Below are 20899 nucleotides of genomic sequence, written 5' to 3'. Positions count from 1 at the left end.
ATCAGTACTCATACGGGTCCTCCGGCTGGGCGATCGTCCTGATCGTGGTCGCCCGGACCACGATGCGCGCGTCGGCGGACTGGTCGCTGTTCGACGCGAGCGCCCCGGAGACGGTGACCCACCGGCCCGAGGAGGGAACGCTCCCGTCCGTGACGACCGCGAGTCCCACCGGCTGCGCGTCGACGGCGCAGCAGCTGATGACGAACCGGGTCAGGGTGAACGAGCCGGCTGCCCCCGGCACGACGAAGCCGGAGAGTTCGACCCGCCGGCCGACGAGCGAGCTCGCGTCGGTGGTCTGCCGGATGAGGGCCGCCCAGTCCTTGACCCCGTAGTGCGAGGTGTCGACGGACCCGCTGCCGAGGAGGGACACCTGCGCCCCGCTGCCGGTCGCGTCCGACAGCGTCGCCGAGTCGATGCTCCGCTGCTGCGCAGTGCGGGCGGACAGCGTCGTCGGCGGCAGGACGAGCATCGCGGCGGTGATGCCGATCGTGACGCACGCCGCGATCCAGCCGAGCGCCGCGCCGGCGTGGCGGGCCGCGCCTCCCGACCGTCGGACCGGGTGCTCGTGTGCTGCCTCGTCGTCGTGCGCGTGCCCGTGCCCACGCGCCACGGCGATCAACCCGGCGACCGAAGCGGGGACCGCGATCGCCGCGAGGACGATCGTGAACACCGCGTACCGCGGGTTGATGTAGAGGTCGAGGTGTCCGGCGAGCGCGAGCCACAGCGTGCCGAGCGCCACGGCGAGCACGGCCCCGAGCCCCACGCACGCCCGCGCGGTCTGCGGCGCGTCAGACGAGGACATTCATCACCAACCCGACGGTCGCGGCGAACGCGGTGCAGACGACGGCCAACACGACGAGGAAGCGCGCACGGAACGTCGTCCGGAGCAGGGCGATCATCTTCACGTCGATGATCGGGCCGATCAGGAGGAACGCCGTGATCGACCCCGGCAGGAACGTCGACGCGAAGGACAGGGCGAAGAACGCATCGACGTTCGAGCACAGCGACACCGTCATCGCGAGGAGCATCATCGCCGCGACCGACAGCACCGGGTTCGCGCCGACGGCGACGAGGGTGGACCGCGGCACCGCGACCTGGATCGCGGCCGCGAGGCCGGCACCGACGAACATTGCCGGCATCATCGTGGCGCTCTCCCCGCCGAACTGCGCGGCGCTCGCACGCCACCGGTTCCGGCTGGCGGGTGCACCGACCGCGGCACGGCAGCGGGCCTCGAACGCGGGGAGGAGGAGGTCCGCCGGGCGCCGGTGCGCGGCGACGATCCAGCCGACCAGGTTCGCGATCACGAACCCGCCGACGATGCGCACGGGGAGGATCCAGCCGGACCAGCCGAAGGCCTGCGCCGTGCTGACGATCACGAGCGGGTTGAGGATCGGGGCGGCGACGAGGAACGTGACGGCCTCCGCCGGCGTGAAGCCGCGCAGCATGAGACCGCGGGCGAGCGGGACGTTCCCGCACTCGCACACGGGGAAGAGCATGCCGATCAGGGAGATCACCGCACGGCGTGGGATCGGTCGCTGCGGGAGGAGCCGTTCGAGCACACCGACGGGTACCCACACCTCGACGACGATCGACAGGAGGATGCCGAGGACCACGAACGGCAGCGACTCGACGACGACGCTGATCGCGAGCGTCAGGAAGTCCTGCACGACGTCCGGCAGACCCGCCGTCCCGACGGCGGGTGAGAGCACCCGGACCGCGAGCAGCGCCACGACGGCGAGCAGCACCAGCCCCGGACCGGTGCGGGCCCGGGAACGCTGCGGCGGCGGCGCGGTCGTCGTCACGGGGCAAGGATAGGCGACGGACGTCGTGCGCAGCGGCGGCCGCGCGGTTCGGCGCTCAGCGCGCGGCGAGCCCGTCGAGGTGCCGGTCGAGCACGTCGATCGCCCACTCGCCGGTCTCCCGCGGCGCGAGACGCACCACGTGCATCGCGAGGCCGTCGATGAGCGCGTGCAGGCGGCAGGCCTCGTACTCGCGGTCGGCCTCCGGCACGCCGAGCAGCTCGAGGATCTCCTCGCTCCACTCCCGCATCTCGTCGACGACCCGGTCGAGCGCGGGCCGCAGCTCGGCGTCGGTCAGCGCGGCGTTCCCGAGCGCCAGGTAGACGTCGAGCTCGACGACCCGCTCGTCGTCGAGGGGCAGGAGCTCGAGGACGATCCGGTGCGCCCGCTCGCGCGGCGGCAGGTCGGCGGGGATCGCCTCGATGCGCTCCCGTGTCCGATCGAACACGAGCGTGATGGTGTGCTCGCGCATGCTCGACTGCGTCGGGAACACGTACCGGACCGTGCTGGGCGGCAGACCCGCCTCGGCCGCGACGTTCCGCACGCTCAGCGCGCCGAGACCGTCGCGTGCGAGGACCTGGCACGCCGCCTCGGACACGTCCCGGCGACGCTGGTCGACGTCGATGCTCCTGGCCATGCCCCCATAATCGCACGACTGTGCTACTTTCATAGTCGCACACTCGTACGACTACAGGAAGGAGCGTCGCATGGCCTGGATCGTCCTCGTCCTCTCCGGCGTGCTCGAGGCCGTGTGGGCGACCGCGCTCAGCGCCTCGGACGGCTTCAAGAAGGTGGTGCCGACGATCGTGTTCGTCGCCGGCATGGCACTCAGCATGGTCGGCCTGGCGTTCGCCATGAAGGAGATCCCCGTGGGCACCGCCTACGCGGTCTGGGTCGGGATCGGCGCGTCCCTGACGGTCGTCGTCGCGGTGCTCCGCCGGCAGGAGGCCGCCTCCGTCACCCGGCTCGCCCTCGTCCTCGGGCTCGTCGCGTGCGTCGTCGGACTCAAGGTGGTGAGCTGACGTGGCGTGGGTCGTGCTGTTCGTCAGCGCCGCCCTCGAGACCGTCTGGGCGACCGCACTCGGCGAGAGCGACGGGTTCACGGTGCTCGGGCCGACGATCGTGTTCGCCGCGACGATCGTCGTGAGCCTCGTGGCGTTCGGCTACGTGCTCAAGCACATCCCGATCAGCACGGCGTACGCGGTCTGGACCGGCACGGGAGCAGCCCTGACCGTGCTGTGGGGCATGGCGACCGGCGCCGAACCGGTCACCGCCCTGCGGCTGCTGTTCATCGCCGGGATCGTCGGGTGCGTCGTCGGGCTGAAGCTCGTGCCCGCCCGACCGACGCAGGACGCCGTCGACCCGGCCACCCGGGCCACTCGGCCCACCCGGCCCACCCGGGCGCGAGACTCGGCCTGAACGACAGGACTCGGGCTTCGGAGCGCGAGGGACGTCGTCCACGCCGAGTCTCGGCAGCGGCCGCCGGACGCGCCCACGGGACGGACGGGAGGCGCGGTGCCAGCCGGCACCGCGCCTCCCGTCCGACGCGTCGCCTGATCAGACGGACGCGCCCGTCCACTCGTCCTCGGCGGCGACGTGGTCACTGCCCGCCGTGCCGGCGGCGAGCGCCGCGGCCACGCGCGAGGCGTGCGACGGCGGGTCGGACGGCACGTCGGCCGGGCGTCCCTCGTCGTTGATCTTGCGGAGCTCGGGCACGATCTCCTCGGCGAGGATGTCGATCTGCTCGAGCACCGTCTTGAGCGGGAGTCCGGCGTGGTCGACCAGGAAGAGCTGCCGCTGGTAGTGCCCGACGTGGTCCTTCATCGCGGCGTACCGGTCGATGACCTGCTGCGGCGAGCCGACCGTGAGCGGCGTCTGCGTGGTGAAGTCCTCCATCGACGGACCGTGTCCGTACACCGGGGCGTTGTCGAAGTACGGGCGGAACTCGTTCCAGGCGTCCTGCGAGTTCTTGCGGGCGAAGAACTGGCCACCGAGACCGACGATCGCCTGGTTCGCGGCTCCGTGTCCGTAGTGCTCGAAGCGCTGGCGGTAGAGACCGACCATCTGCGCGGTGTGCTGGATCGGCCAGAAGATGTTGTTGTGGAAGAAGCCGTCACCGTAGTAGGCGGCCTGCTCGGCGATCTCCGGCGTGCGGATCGAACCGTGCCACACGAACGGCGGCACCCCGTCGAGCGGACGCGGCGTCGAGGTGAAGCCCTGCAGCGGGGTGCGGAACTTGCCCTGCCAGTCGACGACGTCGTTCTCCCAGAGCTGGCGGACGAGGGCGTAGTTCTCGATCGCCAGGTTGACGCCCTGACGGATGTCCTGGCCGAACCACGGGTACACCGGCCCGGTGTTACCGCGACCCATCATGAGGTCCATGCGGCCGTCGGAGATGACCTGGAGCATCGCGTACTCCTCGGCGATGCGCACGGGGTCGTTCGTCGTGATCAGGGTCGTCGACGTCGAGAGCGTGATGTTCTTCGTCCGCGCGGCGAGGTACCCGAGCATGGTGGTCGGCGACGAGGCGACGAACGGGGGGTTGTGGTGCTCGCCCGTGGCGAAGACGTCGAGCCCGGCCTGGTCGGCGTGCTCGGCGATCGTCAGGATGTCGCGGACGCGCTGGGTGTCGTCCGGCGTGGTGCCGGTCATGGGGTCGGTCGTGACGTCACTGACCGTGAAGATGCCGAACTGCATGATGCGCCGCCTTTCGTGAGATTGATGCGTTTGCATCGATCTGCTGGGTACAACGTAGCGCAGCTCTGGACATTCCCGCCAGTGCCGACCGCGTCATGAGGTCCTGCCCCGTTCGGGGGCGTGAACGCGGCGGACCCAGCCAGCTACGGTGTCGGCAGGGGGGAAGGTTTGGCATCACCACGGTTCCGATCGATCGGCTCGACGCTGCGAGCTGAAGACGGTCCTCGGTACGTCCGCGAGAGCGCCCTCGCCGCGGGCTTGATGGAGATCGCAGCTTCGGCCGGGGAGTCAGCCGCGGTCCTCGCTGCCGCGTCCGACATAGCGGACTCCATCGTGACGACCGCGCGCCGCCGCCCGAGCGAGAGTCGGGTGCGGATGGCTGACGCAGTGCAGCAGCTCTGGACCGGAACGGTCGATGTCGAGGAGCCGGAGCTACCGCGCGCCATCACGGTTGCCGTCGTCACGATCGGGGCAGCGCTACCACCGGCTGCCGATGCGCCCACGGACGACTCGAAACTGCGCGCCCGGCTCGTCGATCTCCGCTCGTCGGTCGACGAACTCCTCCGGAACCGGAACGCACCCGCCGTCGAGCGGACGCTGGCTCTGGGACAGACCCTTGCAGGATCCTTCGCGTGGCGGTCCGACGTGGAACTTGCACGATCGAACAAGTTCTGGGAGGTCCTCGACCGTCCGGAGTTCCTCCCGGCCTTGCTCGCCGCGCGGGTCTCCGACGAGGCCGCCGCGGACACCGAGATCGTGGTGCGTGAACTCGTCGGCACGGACTTCCCAACCGCGCAGGAGCGCTTCTCCGGGCCTCGCCGCACGGACGTCCGATCGGAGGTCGCGACGGAGATCGACTTCTCGGACGTCCTCATGCACAGCGCCGATGCTGAACCCGGGCTCCTCGACGTGAACGAGGTCACGACCGCGGTCACGACGGATGCGCTCCGGATCAGACGGCCATCCGTTCCGACCGATCATCGGATCACGGTGTACTTCGGCACGGATCGCGCCGGAGCGTCGGGGACGGACTTCTTCGACGGTCGACGTGACCCGAACGACGCCATGCACTACGGGATCGCGACGATCGACGTCCCCGAGTCCCACCGGATCGGGCGTCGCCGACGACTTTCGATCGGTTGGCGCAAACTGTCCTGGAGCGGAGCCCCACGCTTGACGAGCGTCATCCCGCTCTCGCTCGCGAGCTTCGACGCGGAGATCGACCGCGAGATCGCCGCACTCGGAGCGAACGAACGGCGGATCGTCGTCTTCGTTCACGGATTCAGGACCAGCTTCCGCAACGCGATGGTCACGACGGGCCAACTCGCTGCCGACCTCGGCATCGCTGGGGTCACGGCCGCGTTCTCCTGGCCCTCCGCGAACAAGCTGCACGAGTACCGTCGCGACCGTGCCGAGGCGAGGTCCAGCGCCGATCACCTGGTCGATTTCATCGTGGACCTCACGCAACGCACCGGGGTGGAGAGCGTTGACGTGATCTTCCATTCGATGGGCAACTACCTGTTCGCGAACGCCGCCAGTGCGCTCGTGGGAGCCCTCGCAGCCGTCGGCCGCCGCCTCGGCGCGGTGGTCCTCGCCGCGCCGGACGTCACGCCCAGCGAGTTCTCGAGCGTGGCCGGACTCCGTCCCATGCTCAGTTCCTACGGCACGATGTACGCGACCAAGCGCGACCTCGCGCTCGGACTCTCCGGTGCAGTGCGGCGCTCACAGCGCGCCGGCACGTTGCCGCCCGTCGTGACGCATCGGCACGTCGACACCGTCGATGCAACGCTCGTCAACGAGAGCTTCATCGGTCACGCCTACCACGTCGGTTCCCGTGCGGTCATCGCCGACATCTTCCACGCGATCCAGGGCGACAGCCCCACCGCGCGCTTCGGTCTTTCGCCTCAGACCTCTCCTCCGCACTGGCGGATCAAGGGCTGACCCCGCTCCGGCAGCGGCCCTGGCGGCTCAGCGCACGGCGGGGAGCGCCTCGGTGTCCGTCCTCGCCGCGTGGTGCATGCCGTCCGCGACCCACACGATCGTGACCACGGCGAGCACGCTGGCGCTCGAGGCCATGCGCCCCGCCACGAGGATCGCCGAGTGGTCGTGCGTGCCACCCGCGACCCCGTACACCAGCGCCACCACCGCCACCAGGAACGTCACGCCCGTGCCGACGAGCAGCACGGCGGTCACGAGCCGACGCGGACCACGACGGCCGTCCCGGTCGCCGCGCTCCCCCCGGTCCACCCGCGGCCCGAACGCCCGCACGACCCCGAGCCAGAACAGGGCGAGCCCGCAGGCCCCCACGATGTCGCTCACGCGGTGCCAGCCGTACACCACCGTCTGGTTCGCGACGAACACGGCGTAGGCGGCACCGATCAGGGTGACGATCGGCCGGAACCGCCTGGGCGTGACCATGAGCACGGCGAAGAGCGCCGCGAGCGCGATCGACGCGTGGCCGGACGGGAACGAGTTCGGCGTCGTCGACTGAGCGATCTCCGGGCGCTCGGCGATACGCTTGACGAGCGTCGAGCTGGCTGCCGACGCGAGCACCACGACGCCCGCTCCGAGCCCCACCGCGAGCCGACGCCGGGCGAACGCGACGGCGGCGATCACGACCACGAGCAACAGGATCACCGGCACCGAGATGACGTTCAGGGCAGTGTCCGACCCGAACAGGTCGGAGTCCCGGACACCGCCGAGCGCGGCGTCCTCGACCCGCTGCCCCACCGGCGTCAGGACCGCCGCCGCGTAGACGAGAGGCACGATCACGAACCCCAGAGCCGCCAACAGCCCCCACCGCAGCCGTCGCGAGACACTCGGTCCACGCGATTCCGGTGCGTTGCGTTCTGGCGTTCGGGTCACCGGACTGGTCCTCCTCGGGGTGCTGGTCGTCGGTGTCCTCACACGCCTGGTCACGCGCGTGCGATTCGGACGGTCGCGGTCCGACACGATACCGTTGGACCGCCGGTCGGAGCCTGGGAACCGCGGGTCCGCGACCTTCGGGACCGCTGGGCCGACCGGGTCCGCTCGGGTGAACGCACCGGCGGGCATCGCCGGATCGACGCACGGCGCGTCGGCTGCGTACGAGGAGGAGACCGAAGTGGCCATCAAGGAACCGAGCATCACCGCTTCCCCGAACCGCGGGCTCGCGCTGACCGCGGGCACCGTCCTGGCCATCTGGGGCTTCCTGGGCTTCTTCTTCGCCGGCGACGGCGACCCCGGGTTCTTCAACCGCCACGGCGGGATGCTCTGGAACGCGTTCGGCGTGAACCCGGCGACCGCGCTCGTCTGGGTCCTGCTCGCCGTCGCACTCCTGCTCGTCGGGCTCGGCAACACCATCGGCTCGCGCAACGTGAACATCCTCGTGGGCGTCGTGCTCGTCGTGTTCGCGGTGTACGGGTTCGTCTTCGTGAACACCTCCGCCAACGTCTTCGCGCTGAACACCACCGACAACGTGTTCCACGCGATCGTCGGCGTGATCCTGCTCCTCACCGCGTTCGGTGCCGACAAGGAGAACATCCGGGCACTGCGCGCCGACGCTGCTCGCGCCTGACACCACGTCCGCTCGACGCCCCGCCCGCCCTCGTGGCCGGCGGGGCGTCGTGCGTCCGGTCGTGCGCGCTCAGTCCCTGTCGCGCTCGGGCGGGGAACCGGGTGCGGCGGCGGCCTCGAGCTCGGTGGCCACCACGCGGGGCGACTCCGACATGAACCGCCGGACGTCGAGGTCGACGATGATGTCCTGCGGCCGGAGCGGGCGCGTGAGGTACAGCCCGTCGAGCGACGTCAGCCGCGACAACGCGACGTAGGTCTGCCCGGCACTGAAGACCCGGTTCCCGAGGTCCACGACGGCACGGTCGTAGGTCGACCCCTGCGACTTGTGGATCGTCACCGCCCACGCGAGGCGGAGCGGGAACTGCTGGAACTCGCCGACGGTGTCCTTCTTAAGTTCCTTCTTGTCCGGGTCGTACGAGTACTTGAACTTCTCCCACACGGACGGCTGGACCTCGAAGGACTCCCCGTCGACGTCGACCCACACGGTGTCGCGGATGGTCGTCACGATGCCGAGCGTGCCGTTCACCCAGCGCTGGTCCGGGTCGTTGCGGAGGAACATCACGTGCGCGCCCGGCTTCAGCTCGAGCGCTTCGTCCGCCGGGAAGTTCCGACCGCCGAAGTCACCGTTCACGTCGGCCCGCGCCGTCCGGACCTTGCCGGGGAGACGGTCGAGGGCGGCCTTGTTGATGCGCGCCACCGTGTCGTTCCGCGTCGCGAGGGTGATCGCGTCATCGGGTGCCGGACGTGCCCCCGCGGCGTTGAGCTGCCCGGCGACGTCGGCGGTGACGCGCCCGTGGCGGACGGCGGTGAGCATCGCGGCGAAGGCGTCGTCACGCTGCCGGTGCACGGTGGCCAACTCGACGATGTGCAGCTCGGCCTCGAGCCAGACCTTCGCGTCGAAGAACCACATGGACCGGTAGTGGTCGGTGAAGTACGCCCGCTCGTCGCCGTCGCCCGGCACCGGCGGGAGCTGGTACGGGTCGCCGAACATCACGACCTGCACGCCGCCGAACGCCTCGAACTGCCGACCGCGGGCCTTCCGCAGCGAGCGGTCCATCGCGTCGAGCAGGTCGGCGTTCACCATCGAGACCTCGTCGATCACGAGGGTGTCGATGGTGTTGAGGAGCTTCCGGGTGTCCGGGCCCTGTCGGAGCTCGGCGTCGGCGATGAGGCCGATCGGCAGCCGGAAGAGCGAGTGGATCGTCTGCCCGCCGACGTTCAGCGCCGCGACGCCCGTCGGGGCGCAGATGACGACCTGCTTCTCGGTGTTCCACGACAGGTGGTTGAGGAGCGTCGACTTCCCGGTGCCGGCCCGCCCGGTGATGAAGACGTGGTCGCGCGTGTGCTCGATGTACTCGAAGACCGCGCGCTGCTCCGCGCTCAGCTCGACGCTCATCGCGTGCCTGCGCCCGCGCCCGCGTCGGTGTCCGTACGCACGGCGCCGGCGTCGGTGCCGGTGCCGGTGCCCCGTCCGACCTCGGCACCGTCTCGCCGGGAGCGCACGAGCGCGACCGCGACGACGCCGGTGACGGCCACGACCACCGCGATGCCCGCGATGACGAACAGCACGCCCGCACGAGCCTGGTCGACGAGCGGCTCCGGACCCCACGTGCGTCCCATCGCTCCGAACCACGAAGCCTGCACGAGCCCGAGCGGCCCACGGAACGCGATGCCGAGCGACACCAGCCCGGCCCCCACGACCACCGCGCCGGCGATCCGGACGACCGCGGCCGACACCGACGGCAGACGAGCTCCGGCGGCGACCGGCGTGCAGAGCGTCGGCACGGCGAGCAGCCCCACCAGCAGGAACACGAGGTCGATCACCGTGCGACCCGTCGAGTCGCTCACCGACCACCGCAGCGCCTCGGTCGCGAAGAACGCCCACCAGATCGCCGCGAGCAGCAGGAACGCCGGGAACGGCTGCACGAGGTACCGGACGGCGGCGTTGTCCAGCAGGACGGCGGTCCATTCCCGGACGCCCGTGCTGTCGTCGTCACGCGGGTGCACGGCAGCCCGGATGAGCTGGACCGGCGCGGCCGCCCAGACCAGCGCCGGCACGACGAGTCCGAGCAGCAGGTGGGCGCCGACGTTCGCGGAGACCAGGAATCGATCGTAGGTGTGGAGCGAGCCGGAGGTGGCCACGACGAGCGACACGAGCGCGATGCCGGCGGCGATCGAGCGCCGAGCGGGCCACCGCACCCCGTTGCGCCGCAACCGCACCACTCCGGCCGCGTACGCCGCCGCGAGCAGCACTGCCGCCATCAGCCAGAACAGGTCGGTGTTCCACGCCGTGAGCCATCCCCACGCCCCCGGGTCGTGCGGCAGGGCGTCGTCCGTCAGCAGCTCCGCCGGCGACGGGTTCGTGGTCTTGCTCAGCGCGATCTGGTCGACGGGGGTGGCGGTCCGGCCGAGCGCTGCCGCGAACCCGCTGGCAACGCCCATCACGGCGAGTTCGGCGAGGACGAGCCACCAGAACGGCCCGCGCCGTCCCGGAGCGACGCTGAGGGACCGGATCGCCCGCCGCCGTTGCACCGCCCCGAGGACGCCGATCGCGATGATCGCCGCGATCTTGACGAGGACGAGCACCCCGTACGCGGTGAACAGGTTCGAGAACGACCCGATGCGGATCTGCGCGGACGCGACACCCGACACCGCCACGAGCACGAAGCAGCCGAGCGCGATGCTGGAGTACCGTCCGACGACCGCCGCCAGACGCTGCCCGCCGACCACCGGCCGCAGGAGCACGAGCATCACCAGGCCGCCCACCCAGAGCGCCGCACCGACGAGGTGCAGCCCGAGCGCGGTCACCGCGGCGTCGTGACTGGCCGTGCCGGCGGCGTGACCCTGCTGTGCGAGGGGGATCAGCCCGATCATCGCGACGCCGGCGGTCAGGGCCACCATGCCCCGCGAGCGGACGGCGAAGCAGAGCACGGTGACGGCCGCGGCGACGAGGACCGTCACGAGCCAGGCGAGCCCGAGGTCCGTGCCGGTGAGGAACACCCCCATCGACTGTCCGAACTGCTCGTCGATGCTGACCTTCGAGCCGGCGACGCTGAGGAACGTGAAGAACGTCGTGACGGCCGACGCCACCGTCCAGACGCCCGCGGCACCGGCGGCGACGTCGATGGCACGGTTCCATTCCGGCGCCGTGCGGGAGAGCCCGACGGTCGCCAGTGCGAGCCCACCGATCGCGGTGGCGGCAGAGAGGTCGACGACGAGCCGGGCGATCGGGAGACCGAAGCGGACGACGGCGCCGGGGTCGGCGATGAGCGCCGCGTTCGCCCCACCGCCGATGACGAGGGCGACCAGGAGTGAGACGAACCCGACGAGCAGCAGCACGGCGGGGCCGGCGATGCGCGCGATCCGGTTCACCCGTCAAGCCTAGGCGCTGCCCCTCCCGGGGGCGGAATCGACAGGTCTGCCCGTGGACGGCGACGCCGGCCCGGTGCCGGTGTGGAGGAGCGGCCCGGGAACGACGAAAGGGACGGCCGCAGCCGTCCCTTCCCCGTGGTGCGAGCGGTCTTACTTGACAGCAGCCTTGAGCTTCGAGCCGGCGCTCACCTTGACCGAGTCGCTCGCGGCGATCTCGATGGCGTCACCCGTCTGCGGGTTGCGGCCGGTGCGGGCGGCACGGTGGGTCTTCTCGAAGGCGATCCAGCCGGGGATCGTGACCTTGGTGCCGTCGGCGACCGAGCTCGAGACGACGCTGAACAGCGCGTCGACGACGCCGTTGACGGTGGCCTGGCTCTGGCCGGACTCGGCGGCGACGGCAGCGACGAGCTCGGTGCGGTTCAGTGACTTGTCAGCCATGGATGTCCTCCTCGGACTTCTTGCAGTATCGGTCGGACGACTTCTCGCCCGGCGCCCGGAGCGGTTGCCCCGTGCCACGGTGCCAGTGGGCCGAGGGCCCGGCGGAACCGGAGTCGAACGTACCAGCCGCCGGGGACGAAAACGGCCGACTCGCCCGGATTTCCGGGGTTGTCGAGGGACCGGCGGGTCAGATGTGACGGAAGTGACGAAGATGTCCCCCGAATCCGCCCGGAGACGACGAACGCCCCGTCACACGGTGGTGACGGGGCGTTCGGGGAAGCGGATGCTTACCAGGAGCTCTTCGTGATGCCCGGCAGCTCGCCACGGTGGGCCATGTCGCGGAAGCGGACACGGCTGATGCCGAACTCACCGAGGTGGCCGCGGGGGCGACCGTCGATGGCGTCGCGGTTGCGGTAGCGGACCGGCGACGCGTCGCGCGGGAGCTTCTGCAGGCCGACGCGGGCGGCCTCACGCGACTCGTCGGTGCCGTTCGGGTCCACGAGGGCCTTCTTCAGCTCGAGACGACGCTCGGCGTAGCGCGCGATGATCTCGGCGCGCTGGTTGTTCTTCGCGATCTTGCTCTTCTTCGCCATGCTTAGCGCTCCTCACGGAAGTCGACGTGCTTGCGGATCACCGGGTCGTACTTCTTGAGCACGAGGCGGTCCGGGTTGTTGCGACGGTTCTTCTTGGTCACGTAGGTGAACCCGGTGCCCGCCGTGGAGCGGAGCTTGATGATCGGACGGACGTCCTGACCCTTCTTGGCCATCAGATCTTCTCCCCACGGGCGAGGAGATCCTTGACGACGGACTCGATGCCGCGTGCGTCGATCACCTTGATGCCCTTCGCGCTGAGCGTGAGCGTGACGTTACGACGAAGCGAGGGCACGTAGTACGTCTTCTTCTGCACGTTCGGGTCGAAGCGACGCTTCGTCCGGCGGTGCGAGTGCGAGATGTTGTGACCGAAGCCGGGGGTGGCGCCGGTCACCTGGCACACTGCTGCCATGGTTTCCTCCTGAGGTACCGTGCGACCGGACGGCCGCACCCAAGGTCACTTGCCTGGCGCGCACGCGCTCGTCCGGGGACGAAGCGAGGGGGTTGTGCGCACCGCCCAGGCCCGCGGACCCTGTCGAAGAGGCCGTGAGCACCGCGCGACCGCGGCGTTCGCGACGGTCGGAGGGCTTGGAACAACTGGGTCCGCCGCGCGGACGCGGAGAACCAGGGGTCCACGTTACGCGAGGACCGGGCGTGTCGCAAGCGGCGCCTCCTGGCAGGGCCGGACGGGAGGCGCGGTGCGGCCCCGCCGGTGCAGCCCACCACCGGCGGACGGGCGCGTCAGCGGCGTGGCGGTCGCAGGGCCGTCGGCGCGAGGAGCAGGGAGCGCTCCTGCCGGATCCAGTACAGGCCCGTCGCACGCCGTTCGGCCCGCGTGGCGAACCGGTAGCGGAACACCCGAGCCCGCACCCACCGCGGTCGCTCCCCGTCGAACGGGTCACGCGCGAGCAACCGCAGCGTCGGTCGGTCGGCCTCGAGCAGACGGACGACGAACACCCGGAACCACCGGTCGTCGATGCCGAGCGCGAGGAACCACATCAGCCAGTCCAGTCGCAGGTGGTACGGCGCGAACTGCCCGGGTCGACGACGGGGATCGCCGGGCTTCCCCCGGAACTCGTACGGCTGCCAGTCCTGCTCGCCGGGGACCTCGGCGAGCGTCCCCTCGACGATCACCTCGTCGCGCTGCTGGGTCACGCTGCCGAACGCCCCGTACGCGTTCGCGAGGTGCCACCGGTTGAACGACGCGTTCATGAGCTGCCGCCGGGACACGAGGTTCTTCGCGGCCGGCCAGGACAGCCACGCGAGCAGGGCCCCGACCGCGACGGTGACCACGACGAAGGGCACGGGCGTCACGGCGGGACCGGACGTGGCCAGGGGGCCGAGCCACGGCAGGACGGCCGCCACCGATCGGTCGTCGACGGCCGCGAACGTGAGCACGAGCGTGATCCAGTTGAGCCAGGCGAAGTTCCCCGACACCACGAGCCAGAGCTGCGTGAGCAGCACCAGGCCGGCGGCGACCGACGCCACCGGCTGCGGGGCGAACAGGAAGAACGGCACGACGAGCTGCACGAAGTGGCTCCCCAGCGTCTCGAGCCGGTGGACCGGACGGGGCAGCAGGTGCGCGGTCCGCGAGACCGGGTTCGGCATCGGCTGCGTCTCGTGGTGGTAGTACAGCGCCGTCAGGTCCCGCCAGCTGCGGTCCCCGCGCATCTTGATCATCCCCGCCCCGAACTCCAGCCGGGACACCAGCCACCGGAGCGCGAACAGCACGACGATCGGCGGTGCGACGTCGTCGGACCCGAGGAACGCGACCGTGAAGAGCGCCTCGACGAGCAGCGACTCCCACCCGAACGCCCAGAACGTCTGACCGACGTCCGAGATCGACAGGTAGGCGAGCCAGAGCGCCAGGAAGCAGAGCATCGGCACCCACCACGGCGCACGCTGGGGCAGCCCGACGACCAGGGCGAAGGCGACCACGGCACCCCCGCCCGCGAGCCACCGGAGGCGAGCGTCCGTGTAGCGCCACCACCGCCACACGACCGGGAGCCGCCGGGCGTACGGGCGCTCCATGAACCGCGGGACCGGGAGCAGTCCGTGCTCCCCGACGAGTGCGGGGAACTGGGCGAGTGCGGAGAGGAACGCCAGACAGGCGATGGCCGCGACGCCGCGCTGGAGCACGAACCGGGCGACGTCGGAGTCGGTCGCGCCGGCCCACTGGGTCCAGACGGCGGGGTCCACGAGCCGGACGCTACGCGGGTGTCCCTGCGGCCGGAAGCGGCTCCGCTACGGCGCGGCGGTCGGCTTCGGCGCGAGGGCCTGCACCATGAGCTCGCCGAGCTCCTGCGGTGCCGTGAACATCGGCCAGTGCCCCGTCTCGAGCCCGACGATCGAGAGGTCCTCGGTGGCGACGAGTTCGGCGGCCCAGGTCTGGTGTTCGGCGACCATGGTGGCGAGGTCCGTCGCCGGGATCTCGCACGTGATCACGGTCGCGGGGATCGTGTGCCGCGCCGCGTCCGCGTAGTGGAACGGGTCGGACGTCACCGCCGCGGGCTCCGGGACGGCCCGATGCTCGAACGCTTCGCGGACCTCGGGCGTCATCCCCCGGACCGTCGGGGCCTCCCACACGTCCCACGGGGGCAGCGGCACCATGCCGTCGACGACCGGCAGCTCGTCGTTCACGCAGCCGCCCTCCGGCCCGGGGAACGTGTCGACGTAGAGCAGGTGCGCGACGAGCGAGGGACGCTGGTCCGCCGCCATGTACGCGATCGGACCGGCACCGGAGTGGCCGGCGAGGACGACGGGTTCGGACGGGGAAGCGACGTCGTCGAGCTTCGCGACGAGCGACGCGACCTGTTCGTCGAGCGTGTCACCGTCGCGCGTCACCGCTTCGACCGAGTGCCCAGCGGCGCGGAGCACCGGGGACACCTCGTCCCACGCGCTCGCGTCGAGCCAGAATCCGGGCACCAGGATGACGTGCATGTCGCGGAGGCTACTCGTCACCACCGACGCCTGCGCGGGCGGCCGTGCACGCGGCGCACTCGCCGAAGATGTCGACCACGTGGCTGGCGTTCGTGAAGCCGTTGGCCGCCGCGACGTCCTGCGCCCACCGCTCCACCGGGTCCGCCTCGATCTCGACGGTGCGCCCGCAGTTCCGGCAGATCAGGTGGTGGTGGTGCGCGTCGGTCGTGCAGGCACGGTAGAGCGATTCGCCGTCCTGCTGCAGCGAGTCGGCGTCGCCCTCCGTCGCCAGGTCGGCGAGCGCGCGGTAGACGGTCGCGAGCCCGATCGTCGAGCCGTCGTCGCGCAGGTGCTGGTGCAGCGCTTGCGCGCTGACGAACCCCTCGGTGCTCGACAGCGCGGTCCGCACGGCCTCGCGCTGCCACGTGTTCCGCTTCGGCTTCTGCACGGCGTTCATGCGGTCACTCCTTCCGTCCGGGTGGCGTCCGCGTCCGTTCCGTCGGACACCGGGCGCGGCACGCCCGGGTCGCGCTGGTCTCGGTGGGCGATCCGGTCCCGCCCCCGACGCTCGCGGCGGCCACCGACGATGCGGCAGACCACCCAGATCACGAACGAGATCGTCGTCACGTAGGGGCTGATCGGCAGCCCGCCACCGAGTGCGAGCAGGATGCCCCCGACCACGGACGCCACGGCGAACACCGTCGACAGGACGGGCACGACGACGGGGTGCGAACTGAGGCGCAGGGCAGCCGCCGCGGGGGTGACGAGGAGGGAGAGCACGAGCAACGCCCCGACGATCTGCACCGAGACCGCCGTGGCCAGTCCGAGCGCGAGCATGAACACGATCGCGAGGGTCCGCACCGGCACGCCGGCCGCTGCGGCGACGTCGGGGTCCACGGACGAGAACATCAGCGGACGCCAGATCACGAGCAGGGTCGCGACGACGATCGCGGCGACCACCACGAGGAAGGTCAGCTGCGGGTTGTCGACGGAGACGATCTGCCCGGTGAGCAGCCCGAACTTGTTCGCCGCGCGACCCTTGTACAGCGCCAGGCAGAGGATCCCGAGACCGAGCCCGAACGGCATGAGGACGGCGATGATCGAGTTGCGGTCGCGCGCCCTCGACCCGAGCAGCCCGATGAGCAGCGACGCGATCACCGAGCCGACGAGCGACCCGGTGACGACGTTGACGCCGAGCAGCAGCGATGCCGACGCACCGGCGAAGGACAGTTCGGAGATGCCGTGCACCGCGAACGGCAGGTTCCGGGCGACGACGAAGGGCCCGATGAGCCCGCCGACGACGCCGAGGACCGCACCGGCCCAGACGGAGTTCTGCACGAGCACGAGGAGCTCGCCGTAGTCCTGGAACGAGAAGACCGTCGACCAGAGGTCCATCAGATCCGCCCTTCGTCGGGTGCCGTCGCGTGCGGGTCCGGGTCGCAGTGGTGCTCGTGCGCCTCGTTCGCTCCGACGATGACGATGCGGCCCATGGTGCGGACCACGTCGACGGGCGTGCCGTACAGGTCGCTGAGGACGTCGGCGCGCAGGACCTCGTCGGGCGAGCCGATGCGGAACCGGCCCCCGGCGATGTAGAGGACCCGGTCGACGACGTCCAGGATCGGGTTCACGTCGTGCGTGACGAACAGCACCGCCGCGTCGCGCTGCCGACGCTGGCGGTCGATGAGCTCCGTCACGCCCCGCTGGTGGCGGAGGTCGAGGGAGATGAGCGGTTCGTCACAGAGGAGCAGCGCCGGGTCGGCGGCGATGGCCTGCCCCACCCGGGTGCGCTGCTGCTCGCCGCCGGAGAGCTCGGCGACGGGCGCGTCGGCGAACGCGGTCGCGCCGACCTCGTCGAGGATGCGGTCCACCCGGGCGCGTTCGGCGCGGCTCGCGGGTCGGACGCCCCACCGCGACCCGGTCACGCCCTGGGCGATCATGTCCCGCGCGCGCAGCGGGGTCCCGGCCTCCATGAGGCGCTGCTGCGGGATGTACCCGATGCGTCGGTGGCCGCGCCGGACCGGCTGGCCGAGGAACGACATCGTGCCGGACGTCAGGCGCTGCTGGCCGAGGACCGTCCGGAGGAGCGAGGTCTTGCCGGCGCCGTTCGGCCCGAGCACGGCGACGAACTCACCCGGCGCCACGTCGAGGTCGAGGTGCGACCAGAGCCGACGCTCGCCGTACGACAGACCGGCGTCGCGCATCGCGAGCACGGCGGAACCGCCACTGCCCGGGGCAGTGGCGGTCCGCGGAGGGGTCTGGACGACGGTCACTTGCTCAGCGCCGCCCGGACCGCGTCGATGTTCGCCTGCTGCCACGAGACGTAATCCTTCCCCTTCGGGAGCGTCTCCGTCACCCCGACCACGGGGATGTCGTCGTCCTGGGCGGCCTTCTTGACCTGTTCGGTCTCCGGGCTCGACGTCTGGTCGTTGTACGCCAGGAGCCGCACGGTCCCGCCGTGGAACAGGTCGAGCGTGTCCTTGAGCGCTGCCGGCGGCACGTCGTCGCCTTCCTCGATCGCCTCGGAGAACTTCTCCGGCGTGACGTTGTCGAGACCGATCGCGTCGAACAGGTAGCCCGGCACCGGCTCGGTGTAGGCGACCTCCTCGCCGTCGTACTGCTTCCGGAGGGACGCGGTCTGCGACTCGAGCGACCGGAGCTTCGCGGTCAGTGCGTCGGCGTTCCGGGAGAAGGTCGCCCGGTCCCCCGCGTCGAGCTCCGACAGTCGCTGCTCGACGTCCGCCACGAGCTTCACCATCGTCGGGTAGCTGTAGAACACGTGCTCGTTGAACTCGGCGTCACCGCCGGTGTCGAGCCCGGACAGCTTCACCACGTCGATCGTGTCGGCCTTGGTCTTCGACGCGTCGGCGAGCGTGGTCATGAAGTCGTCGTAGCCGCCGCCGTTCTCGATGAGGAGGTCCGCCTTGGACACGGCGAGCTGCGTCTTCGCGCTCGACTCGAACGAGTGCGGATCCTGCGACGGGTCGTCGAGGATGCTCGTGACGGCGACGTGGTCACCGCCGATGGCCTCGACGATCGAGCCGTAGACGTTGGTGGAGGCGACGACGCTGATCGTGCCGTCACCCGAGGCGTCGTCGGAGGCGGAGGACGTCGCGCACCCGGTCAGTGCGAGCGCGGCGGCGCCGACGACGAGGGGCAGGGCGAGGAGGCGGTTCTGCATGCTGCGAGCGTAGGGCTTGTTGATAACCGTTGTCAAAATCAGTATCAACCGCATGATGCACGGGAGGCGCGGTACCAGCTGGCACCGCGCCTCCCGTCCGTCCGTCGATCGCGTCCGCTACGCCTTCGTGAGGTCGTCGACGGAGGCCGAGGCGATCTCGTCCTCCGGCTCACGGCCGGGCGTCCGCAGGTTCCACTTCTTGATCACGAAACTGAAGAGGAAGTAGTAGATCACCGCGTACCCGAGACCGATCGGGATGAGCCAGATCGCCCCGTCCGCCTTGCCGAAGTTCAGCACGAAGTCGATCGCACCCGCCGAGAACGAGAAGCCGTCGTGGATGCCGAGCGCGTTCACGAGCGCCAGCGAGGTGCCGGTGAGGACCGCGTGGATGACGTACAGCGGCCACGCGACGAACATGAACGAGTACTCGAGCGGCTCGGTGATGCCGGTCACGAACGAGGTCAGCGCAGCCGAGAGCATGATGCCGCCGACGAGCTTCCGCTGCGACGGACGCGCGTTGCGCCAGATCGCCAGCGCACCGGCCGGCAGGGCGAACATCATGATCGGGAAGAAGCCGGTCTGGAAGATGCCGGCCGTCGGGTCACCCGCGAGGAAGCGCGGGATGTCGCCGGCGACCACGCCGTTCGGCCCGTTGAAGCTCCCGAGCTGGAACCACGGGAAGAAGTTGAGGAGCTGGTGCAGCCCGACCGGGATGAGCATGCGGTTCGCGAAGCCGAAGATGCCACCGCCGATGACCGGCTGCGCGGTGACCTGCTCGCCGACCCACGTCAGGCCGATGTCGAAGTAGCGGTAGACGAACGACATGAGCACGGCGATGACCAGGCCGGCTGCGGCGGTGAGGATCGGCACGAGACGACGGCCCGAGAAGAACCCGAGGAAGTCCGGCATCTTCGTGCGGTGGAAGCGCTGCCAGAGGCCCGCGGCGACGAGACCCATGATGATGCCGCCGAGCACACCGAAGTTGATCATCGCCTGGTTGCCCGAGGCGTCCTTCACGCCGCTGAGCACGATCGGCGACATCACCTTGAAGACCTCGTACATGACCATGTAGCCGACGACCGCGGCGAGGGCCGTGGTGCCGTCCGACTTCTTGGCCCAGCCGATCGCGATGCCGACGGCGAAGAGGAGCGGCAGCCAGGTGAAGATCGCGTTGCCCGCTGCGCCGATGACGCTGGCGCCGGTGCCGAAGCCGGGGATCGCGCCGAGCAGGTCGGGCTGACCGATGCGGTTCAGGATGCCCGCGGCGGGCATGACCGCGATCGGCAGGAGCAGGCTCCGCCCGAGTCGCTGGGCGTTGGCGAAGAACCGGGACTGTTTCTTCGGCGTCTTCTTCTCCGGCACATCCGTGGCTGTGGTGGCGCTCATCGGAGGTCCTCTCGTCATTGGGTGGAGCTGTCGGGGTGAGGTTGAGTCGTGCAGCCGGCGCCGGTAATCTCGGCGTGTCACCAGGTCCGGTCCTGTCCGGTCATGACCAGTTCCGTAGTCTGAACCGAGACCGGGCGCATGTCAACCTGGTACGAAATTCGTTAACGAGGAGGAAACGATGGCCGACATCAAGGCAGCCGACATCATCGCCGCGCTCGGCGGCGCGGACAACATCGACGAGGTCGAGGGCTGCATCACGCGCCTCCGCGTCGAGGTCGAGGACGGCGACCTCGTCGACAAGGCAGCGCTGCAGGCTGCGGGCGCGCAGGCCGTCGTCGGCGGCGGCACCGGCTGGCAGGTCATCGTCGGCCCGGTCGCGGACAACCTCGCGCAGGACATCCAGGACGAGCTGTGACGAGCGTCCGGACCCCGTTCGCGGGCCCGGTCGTCTCGCTGGCCGACGTGCCCGACCCGGTGTTCGCCGGGCAGCTCGTCGGCGCCGGGGTCGCAGTGGACCCGACCGGCGTCGAGGGAGCGGTCACCGCGGTGGCGCCCGTCGACGGTTCCATCGTGAAGCTCCACCCGCACGCCTTCGCGCTGCAGGGTGCGGCCGGCACCGACGTCCTCGTGCACGTCGGCATCGACACGGTGAAGCTCTCCGGCGAGGGGTTCGAGCTCCTCGCCGCCGAGGGCGACACCGTCGCCGCGGGCGACCCCGTCGTCCGCTTCACCCCGTCGGTCATCCAGGCAGCGGGCTACTCGCCGATCTGCCCGGTCGTGGTGCTCGGCTCCGCCCCGGACTCCGTCGCGCAGGACACCGTCGGCACGACCGTCCTCGAGGGCGACGCGCTCTTCGAGGCCTGACGGCCCGGTACCTCCTCACGCGCTGAGCGACACCTCACGGGCATCCGCGCCCGTGACCTGTCGCTCAGCGCGTGCGATCGCGACGGCGGCTGCCGCAGCGC

General features: G+C 70.7%; 24 protein-coding genes. 6 read left to right on the top strand and 18 right to left on the bottom strand.

What is annotated here, in order from left to right:
* Position 1: 1 nt before the first annotated feature.
* Genes ACTJKO_RS01815 through ACTJKO_RS01805 form a run of 3 tightly spaced genes read right to left on the bottom strand, consistent with a single transcriptional unit; the run spans position 2 to position 2436 of the window.
* On the bottom strand, positions 2–802 hold the full coding sequence (locus ACTJKO_RS01815) for a TIGR03943 family putative permease subunit (protein WP_440685070.1): 801 nt from the start codon (positions 800–802) through the stop codon (positions 2–4).
* Entirely contained in the window at positions 789–1802 is a 1014-nt protein-coding gene (locus ACTJKO_RS01810) for a permease (protein WP_440685068.1), read from the bottom strand. The genes ACTJKO_RS01815 and ACTJKO_RS01810 overlap by 14 nt, the downstream gene beginning before the upstream one ends.
* A gap of 55 nt (positions 1803–1857) precedes the next feature.
* Positions 1858–2436, bottom strand: a complete 579-nt coding sequence (locus tag ACTJKO_RS01805; protein WP_440685066.1) for a TetR/AcrR family transcriptional regulator — start codon at positions 2434–2436, stop codon at positions 1858–1860.
* Positions 2437–2506: 70 nt separating this feature from the next.
* On the opposite strand from ACTJKO_RS01805, the gene ACTJKO_RS01800 reads away from it, so the two are divergent.
* Together ACTJKO_RS01800 and ACTJKO_RS01795 are read left to right on the top strand one after the other, a co-directional pair.
* The gene (locus tag ACTJKO_RS01800; RefSeq protein ID WP_440685064.1) at positions 2507–2821 is read left to right on the top strand and encodes a DMT family transporter; all 315 of its coding nucleotides are present in this window, start codon (positions 2507–2509) and stop codon (positions 2819–2821) included.
* Position 2822: 1 nt separating this feature from the next.
* The gene (locus ACTJKO_RS01795; RefSeq protein WP_440685062.1) at positions 2823–3218 is read left to right on the top strand and encodes a DMT family transporter; all 396 of its coding nucleotides are present in this window, start codon (positions 2823–2825) and stop codon (positions 3216–3218) included.
* Between the two features lie 138 nt (positions 3219–3356).
* On the opposite strand, the gene ACTJKO_RS01790 is transcribed toward ACTJKO_RS01795, so the two are convergent.
* Entirely contained in the window at positions 3357–4496 is a 1140-nt protein-coding gene (locus tag ACTJKO_RS01790; RefSeq protein ID WP_440685060.1) for an LLM class flavin-dependent oxidoreductase, read from the bottom strand.
* A 375-nt stretch (positions 4497–4871) separates the two neighbouring features.
* Between ACTJKO_RS01790 and ACTJKO_RS01785 the strand changes: the two genes are divergently transcribed.
* Positions 4872–6437 (top strand): alpha/beta hydrolase, encoded by a 1566-nt coding sequence (locus tag ACTJKO_RS01785; protein ID WP_440685058.1) that lies wholly within the window; start codon positions 4872–4874, stop codon positions 6435–6437.
* Between the two features lie 27 nt (positions 6438–6464).
* Here the strand turns inward: ACTJKO_RS01785 and ACTJKO_RS01780 are convergent, their stop codons facing one another.
* A complete protein-coding gene (locus tag ACTJKO_RS01780) occupies positions 6465–7262 on the bottom strand; it encodes a phosphatase PAP2 family protein (RefSeq protein WP_440685056.1) in 798 nt (265 codons plus the stop codon).
* Between the two features lie 337 nt (positions 7263–7599).
* Between ACTJKO_RS01780 and ACTJKO_RS01775 the strand changes: the two genes are divergently transcribed.
* Positions 7600–8052 (top strand): DUF4383 domain-containing protein, encoded by a 453-nt coding sequence (locus tag ACTJKO_RS01775; RefSeq protein WP_440685054.1) that lies wholly within the window; start codon positions 7600–7602, stop codon positions 8050–8052.
* 69 nt (positions 8053–8121) lie between these two features.
* On the opposite strand, the gene ACTJKO_RS01770 is transcribed toward ACTJKO_RS01775, so the two are convergent.
* The 13 genes from ACTJKO_RS01770 to ACTJKO_RS01710 form a co-directional block, all read right to left on the bottom strand.
* Positions 8122–9447: an ATP-dependent DNA helicase gene (locus ACTJKO_RS01770; protein ID WP_440685052.1), complete on the bottom strand. Its 1326-nt coding sequence runs from the start codon at positions 9445–9447 to the stop codon at positions 8122–8124.
* The gene (locus tag ACTJKO_RS01765) at positions 9444–11423 is read right to left on the bottom strand and encodes a cytochrome c oxidase assembly protein (protein WP_440685050.1); all 1980 of its coding nucleotides are present in this window, start codon (positions 11421–11423) and stop codon (positions 9444–9446) included. The genes ACTJKO_RS01770 and ACTJKO_RS01765 overlap by 4 nt, the downstream gene beginning before the upstream one ends.
* A 150-nt stretch (positions 11424–11573) precedes the next feature.
* Positions 11574–11861 (bottom strand): HU family DNA-binding protein, encoded by a 288-nt coding sequence (locus ACTJKO_RS01760; protein WP_017886454.1) that lies wholly within the window; start codon positions 11859–11861, stop codon positions 11574–11576.
* 287 nt (positions 11862–12148) lie between these two features.
* Positions 12149–12454, bottom strand: coding sequence for a 30S ribosomal protein S14 (rpsN, locus tag ACTJKO_RS01755; RefSeq protein ID WP_022908192.1), 306 nt, complete (start codon positions 12452–12454; stop codon positions 12149–12151).
* 2 nt (positions 12455–12456) lie between these two features.
* Positions 12457–12627 carry a 50S ribosomal protein L33 gene (rpmG, locus tag ACTJKO_RS01750; protein WP_022908193.1) on the bottom strand — a complete coding sequence of 57 codons (171 nt, stop codon included), beginning with the start codon at positions 12625–12627 and terminating at the stop codon, positions 12457–12459.
* Positions 12627–12863 carry a 50S ribosomal protein L28 gene (rpmB, locus tag ACTJKO_RS01745; RefSeq protein ID WP_022903747.1) on the bottom strand — a complete coding sequence of 79 codons (237 nt, stop codon included), beginning with the start codon at positions 12861–12863 and terminating at the stop codon, positions 12627–12629. Before rpmB ends, rpmG begins: the two co-directional genes overlap by 1 nt.
* Before the next feature lie 329 nt (positions 12864–13192).
* Positions 13193–14650, bottom strand: a complete 1458-nt coding sequence (locus tag ACTJKO_RS01740) for a lipase maturation factor family protein (protein ID WP_440685047.1) — start codon at positions 14648–14650, stop codon at positions 13193–13195.
* Positions 14651–14695: 45 nt separating this feature from the next.
* Complete coding sequence (locus ACTJKO_RS01735) at positions 14696–15391, bottom strand: alpha/beta fold hydrolase (protein ID WP_440685045.1); 696 nt, start codon at positions 15389–15391, stop codon at positions 14696–14698.
* 10 nt (positions 15392–15401) lie between these two features.
* On the bottom strand, positions 15402–15827 hold the full coding sequence (locus tag ACTJKO_RS01730) for a Fur family transcriptional regulator (RefSeq protein ID WP_440685043.1): 426 nt from the start codon (positions 15825–15827) through the stop codon (positions 15402–15404).
* Positions 15824–16765 (bottom strand): metal ABC transporter permease, encoded by a 942-nt coding sequence (locus ACTJKO_RS01725; protein ID WP_440685041.1) that lies wholly within the window; start codon positions 16763–16765, stop codon positions 15824–15826. The genes ACTJKO_RS01730 and ACTJKO_RS01725 overlap by 4 nt, the downstream gene beginning before the upstream one ends.
* A complete protein-coding gene (locus ACTJKO_RS01720; RefSeq protein WP_440685198.1) occupies positions 16765–17571 on the bottom strand; it encodes a metal ABC transporter ATP-binding protein in 807 nt (268 codons plus the stop codon). The genes ACTJKO_RS01725 and ACTJKO_RS01720 overlap by 1 nt, the downstream gene beginning before the upstream one ends.
* Before the next feature lie 65 nt (positions 17572–17636).
* A complete protein-coding gene (locus ACTJKO_RS01715) occupies positions 17637–18548 on the bottom strand; it encodes a metal ABC transporter solute-binding protein, Zn/Mn family (RefSeq protein ID WP_440685039.1) in 912 nt (303 codons plus the stop codon).
* 117 nt (positions 18549–18665) lie between these two features.
* The gene (locus ACTJKO_RS01710) at positions 18666–19934 is read right to left on the bottom strand and encodes a PTS transporter subunit EIIC (protein WP_440685037.1); all 1269 of its coding nucleotides are present in this window, start codon (positions 19932–19934) and stop codon (positions 18666–18668) included.
* A gap of 178 nt (positions 19935–20112) precedes the next feature.
* Here ACTJKO_RS01710 and ACTJKO_RS01705 point away from each other — a divergent pair, with 178 nt between their 5' ends.
* Together ACTJKO_RS01705 and ACTJKO_RS01700 are read left to right on the top strand one after the other, a co-directional pair.
* On the top strand, positions 20113–20349 hold the full coding sequence (locus ACTJKO_RS01705; protein WP_213142111.1) for a PTS transporter subunit EIIB: 237 nt from the start codon (positions 20113–20115) through the stop codon (positions 20347–20349).
* Entirely contained in the window at positions 20346–20798 is a 453-nt protein-coding gene (locus ACTJKO_RS01700; RefSeq protein WP_440685035.1) for a PTS sugar transporter subunit IIA, read from the top strand. The genes ACTJKO_RS01705 and ACTJKO_RS01700 overlap by 4 nt, the downstream gene beginning before the upstream one ends.
* Positions 20799–20899 lie beyond the last annotated feature (101 nt).

Origin of the sequence: Curtobacterium sp. 22159 (assembly GCF_052045775.1) — a bacterium.
Classification (GTDB): domain Bacteria; phylum Actinomycetota; class Actinomycetes; order Actinomycetales; family Microbacteriaceae; genus Curtobacterium.
The sequence above is the reverse complement of the archived record's forward strand: the minus strand, read 5'-3'. Positions and strand labels throughout refer to the sequence as shown.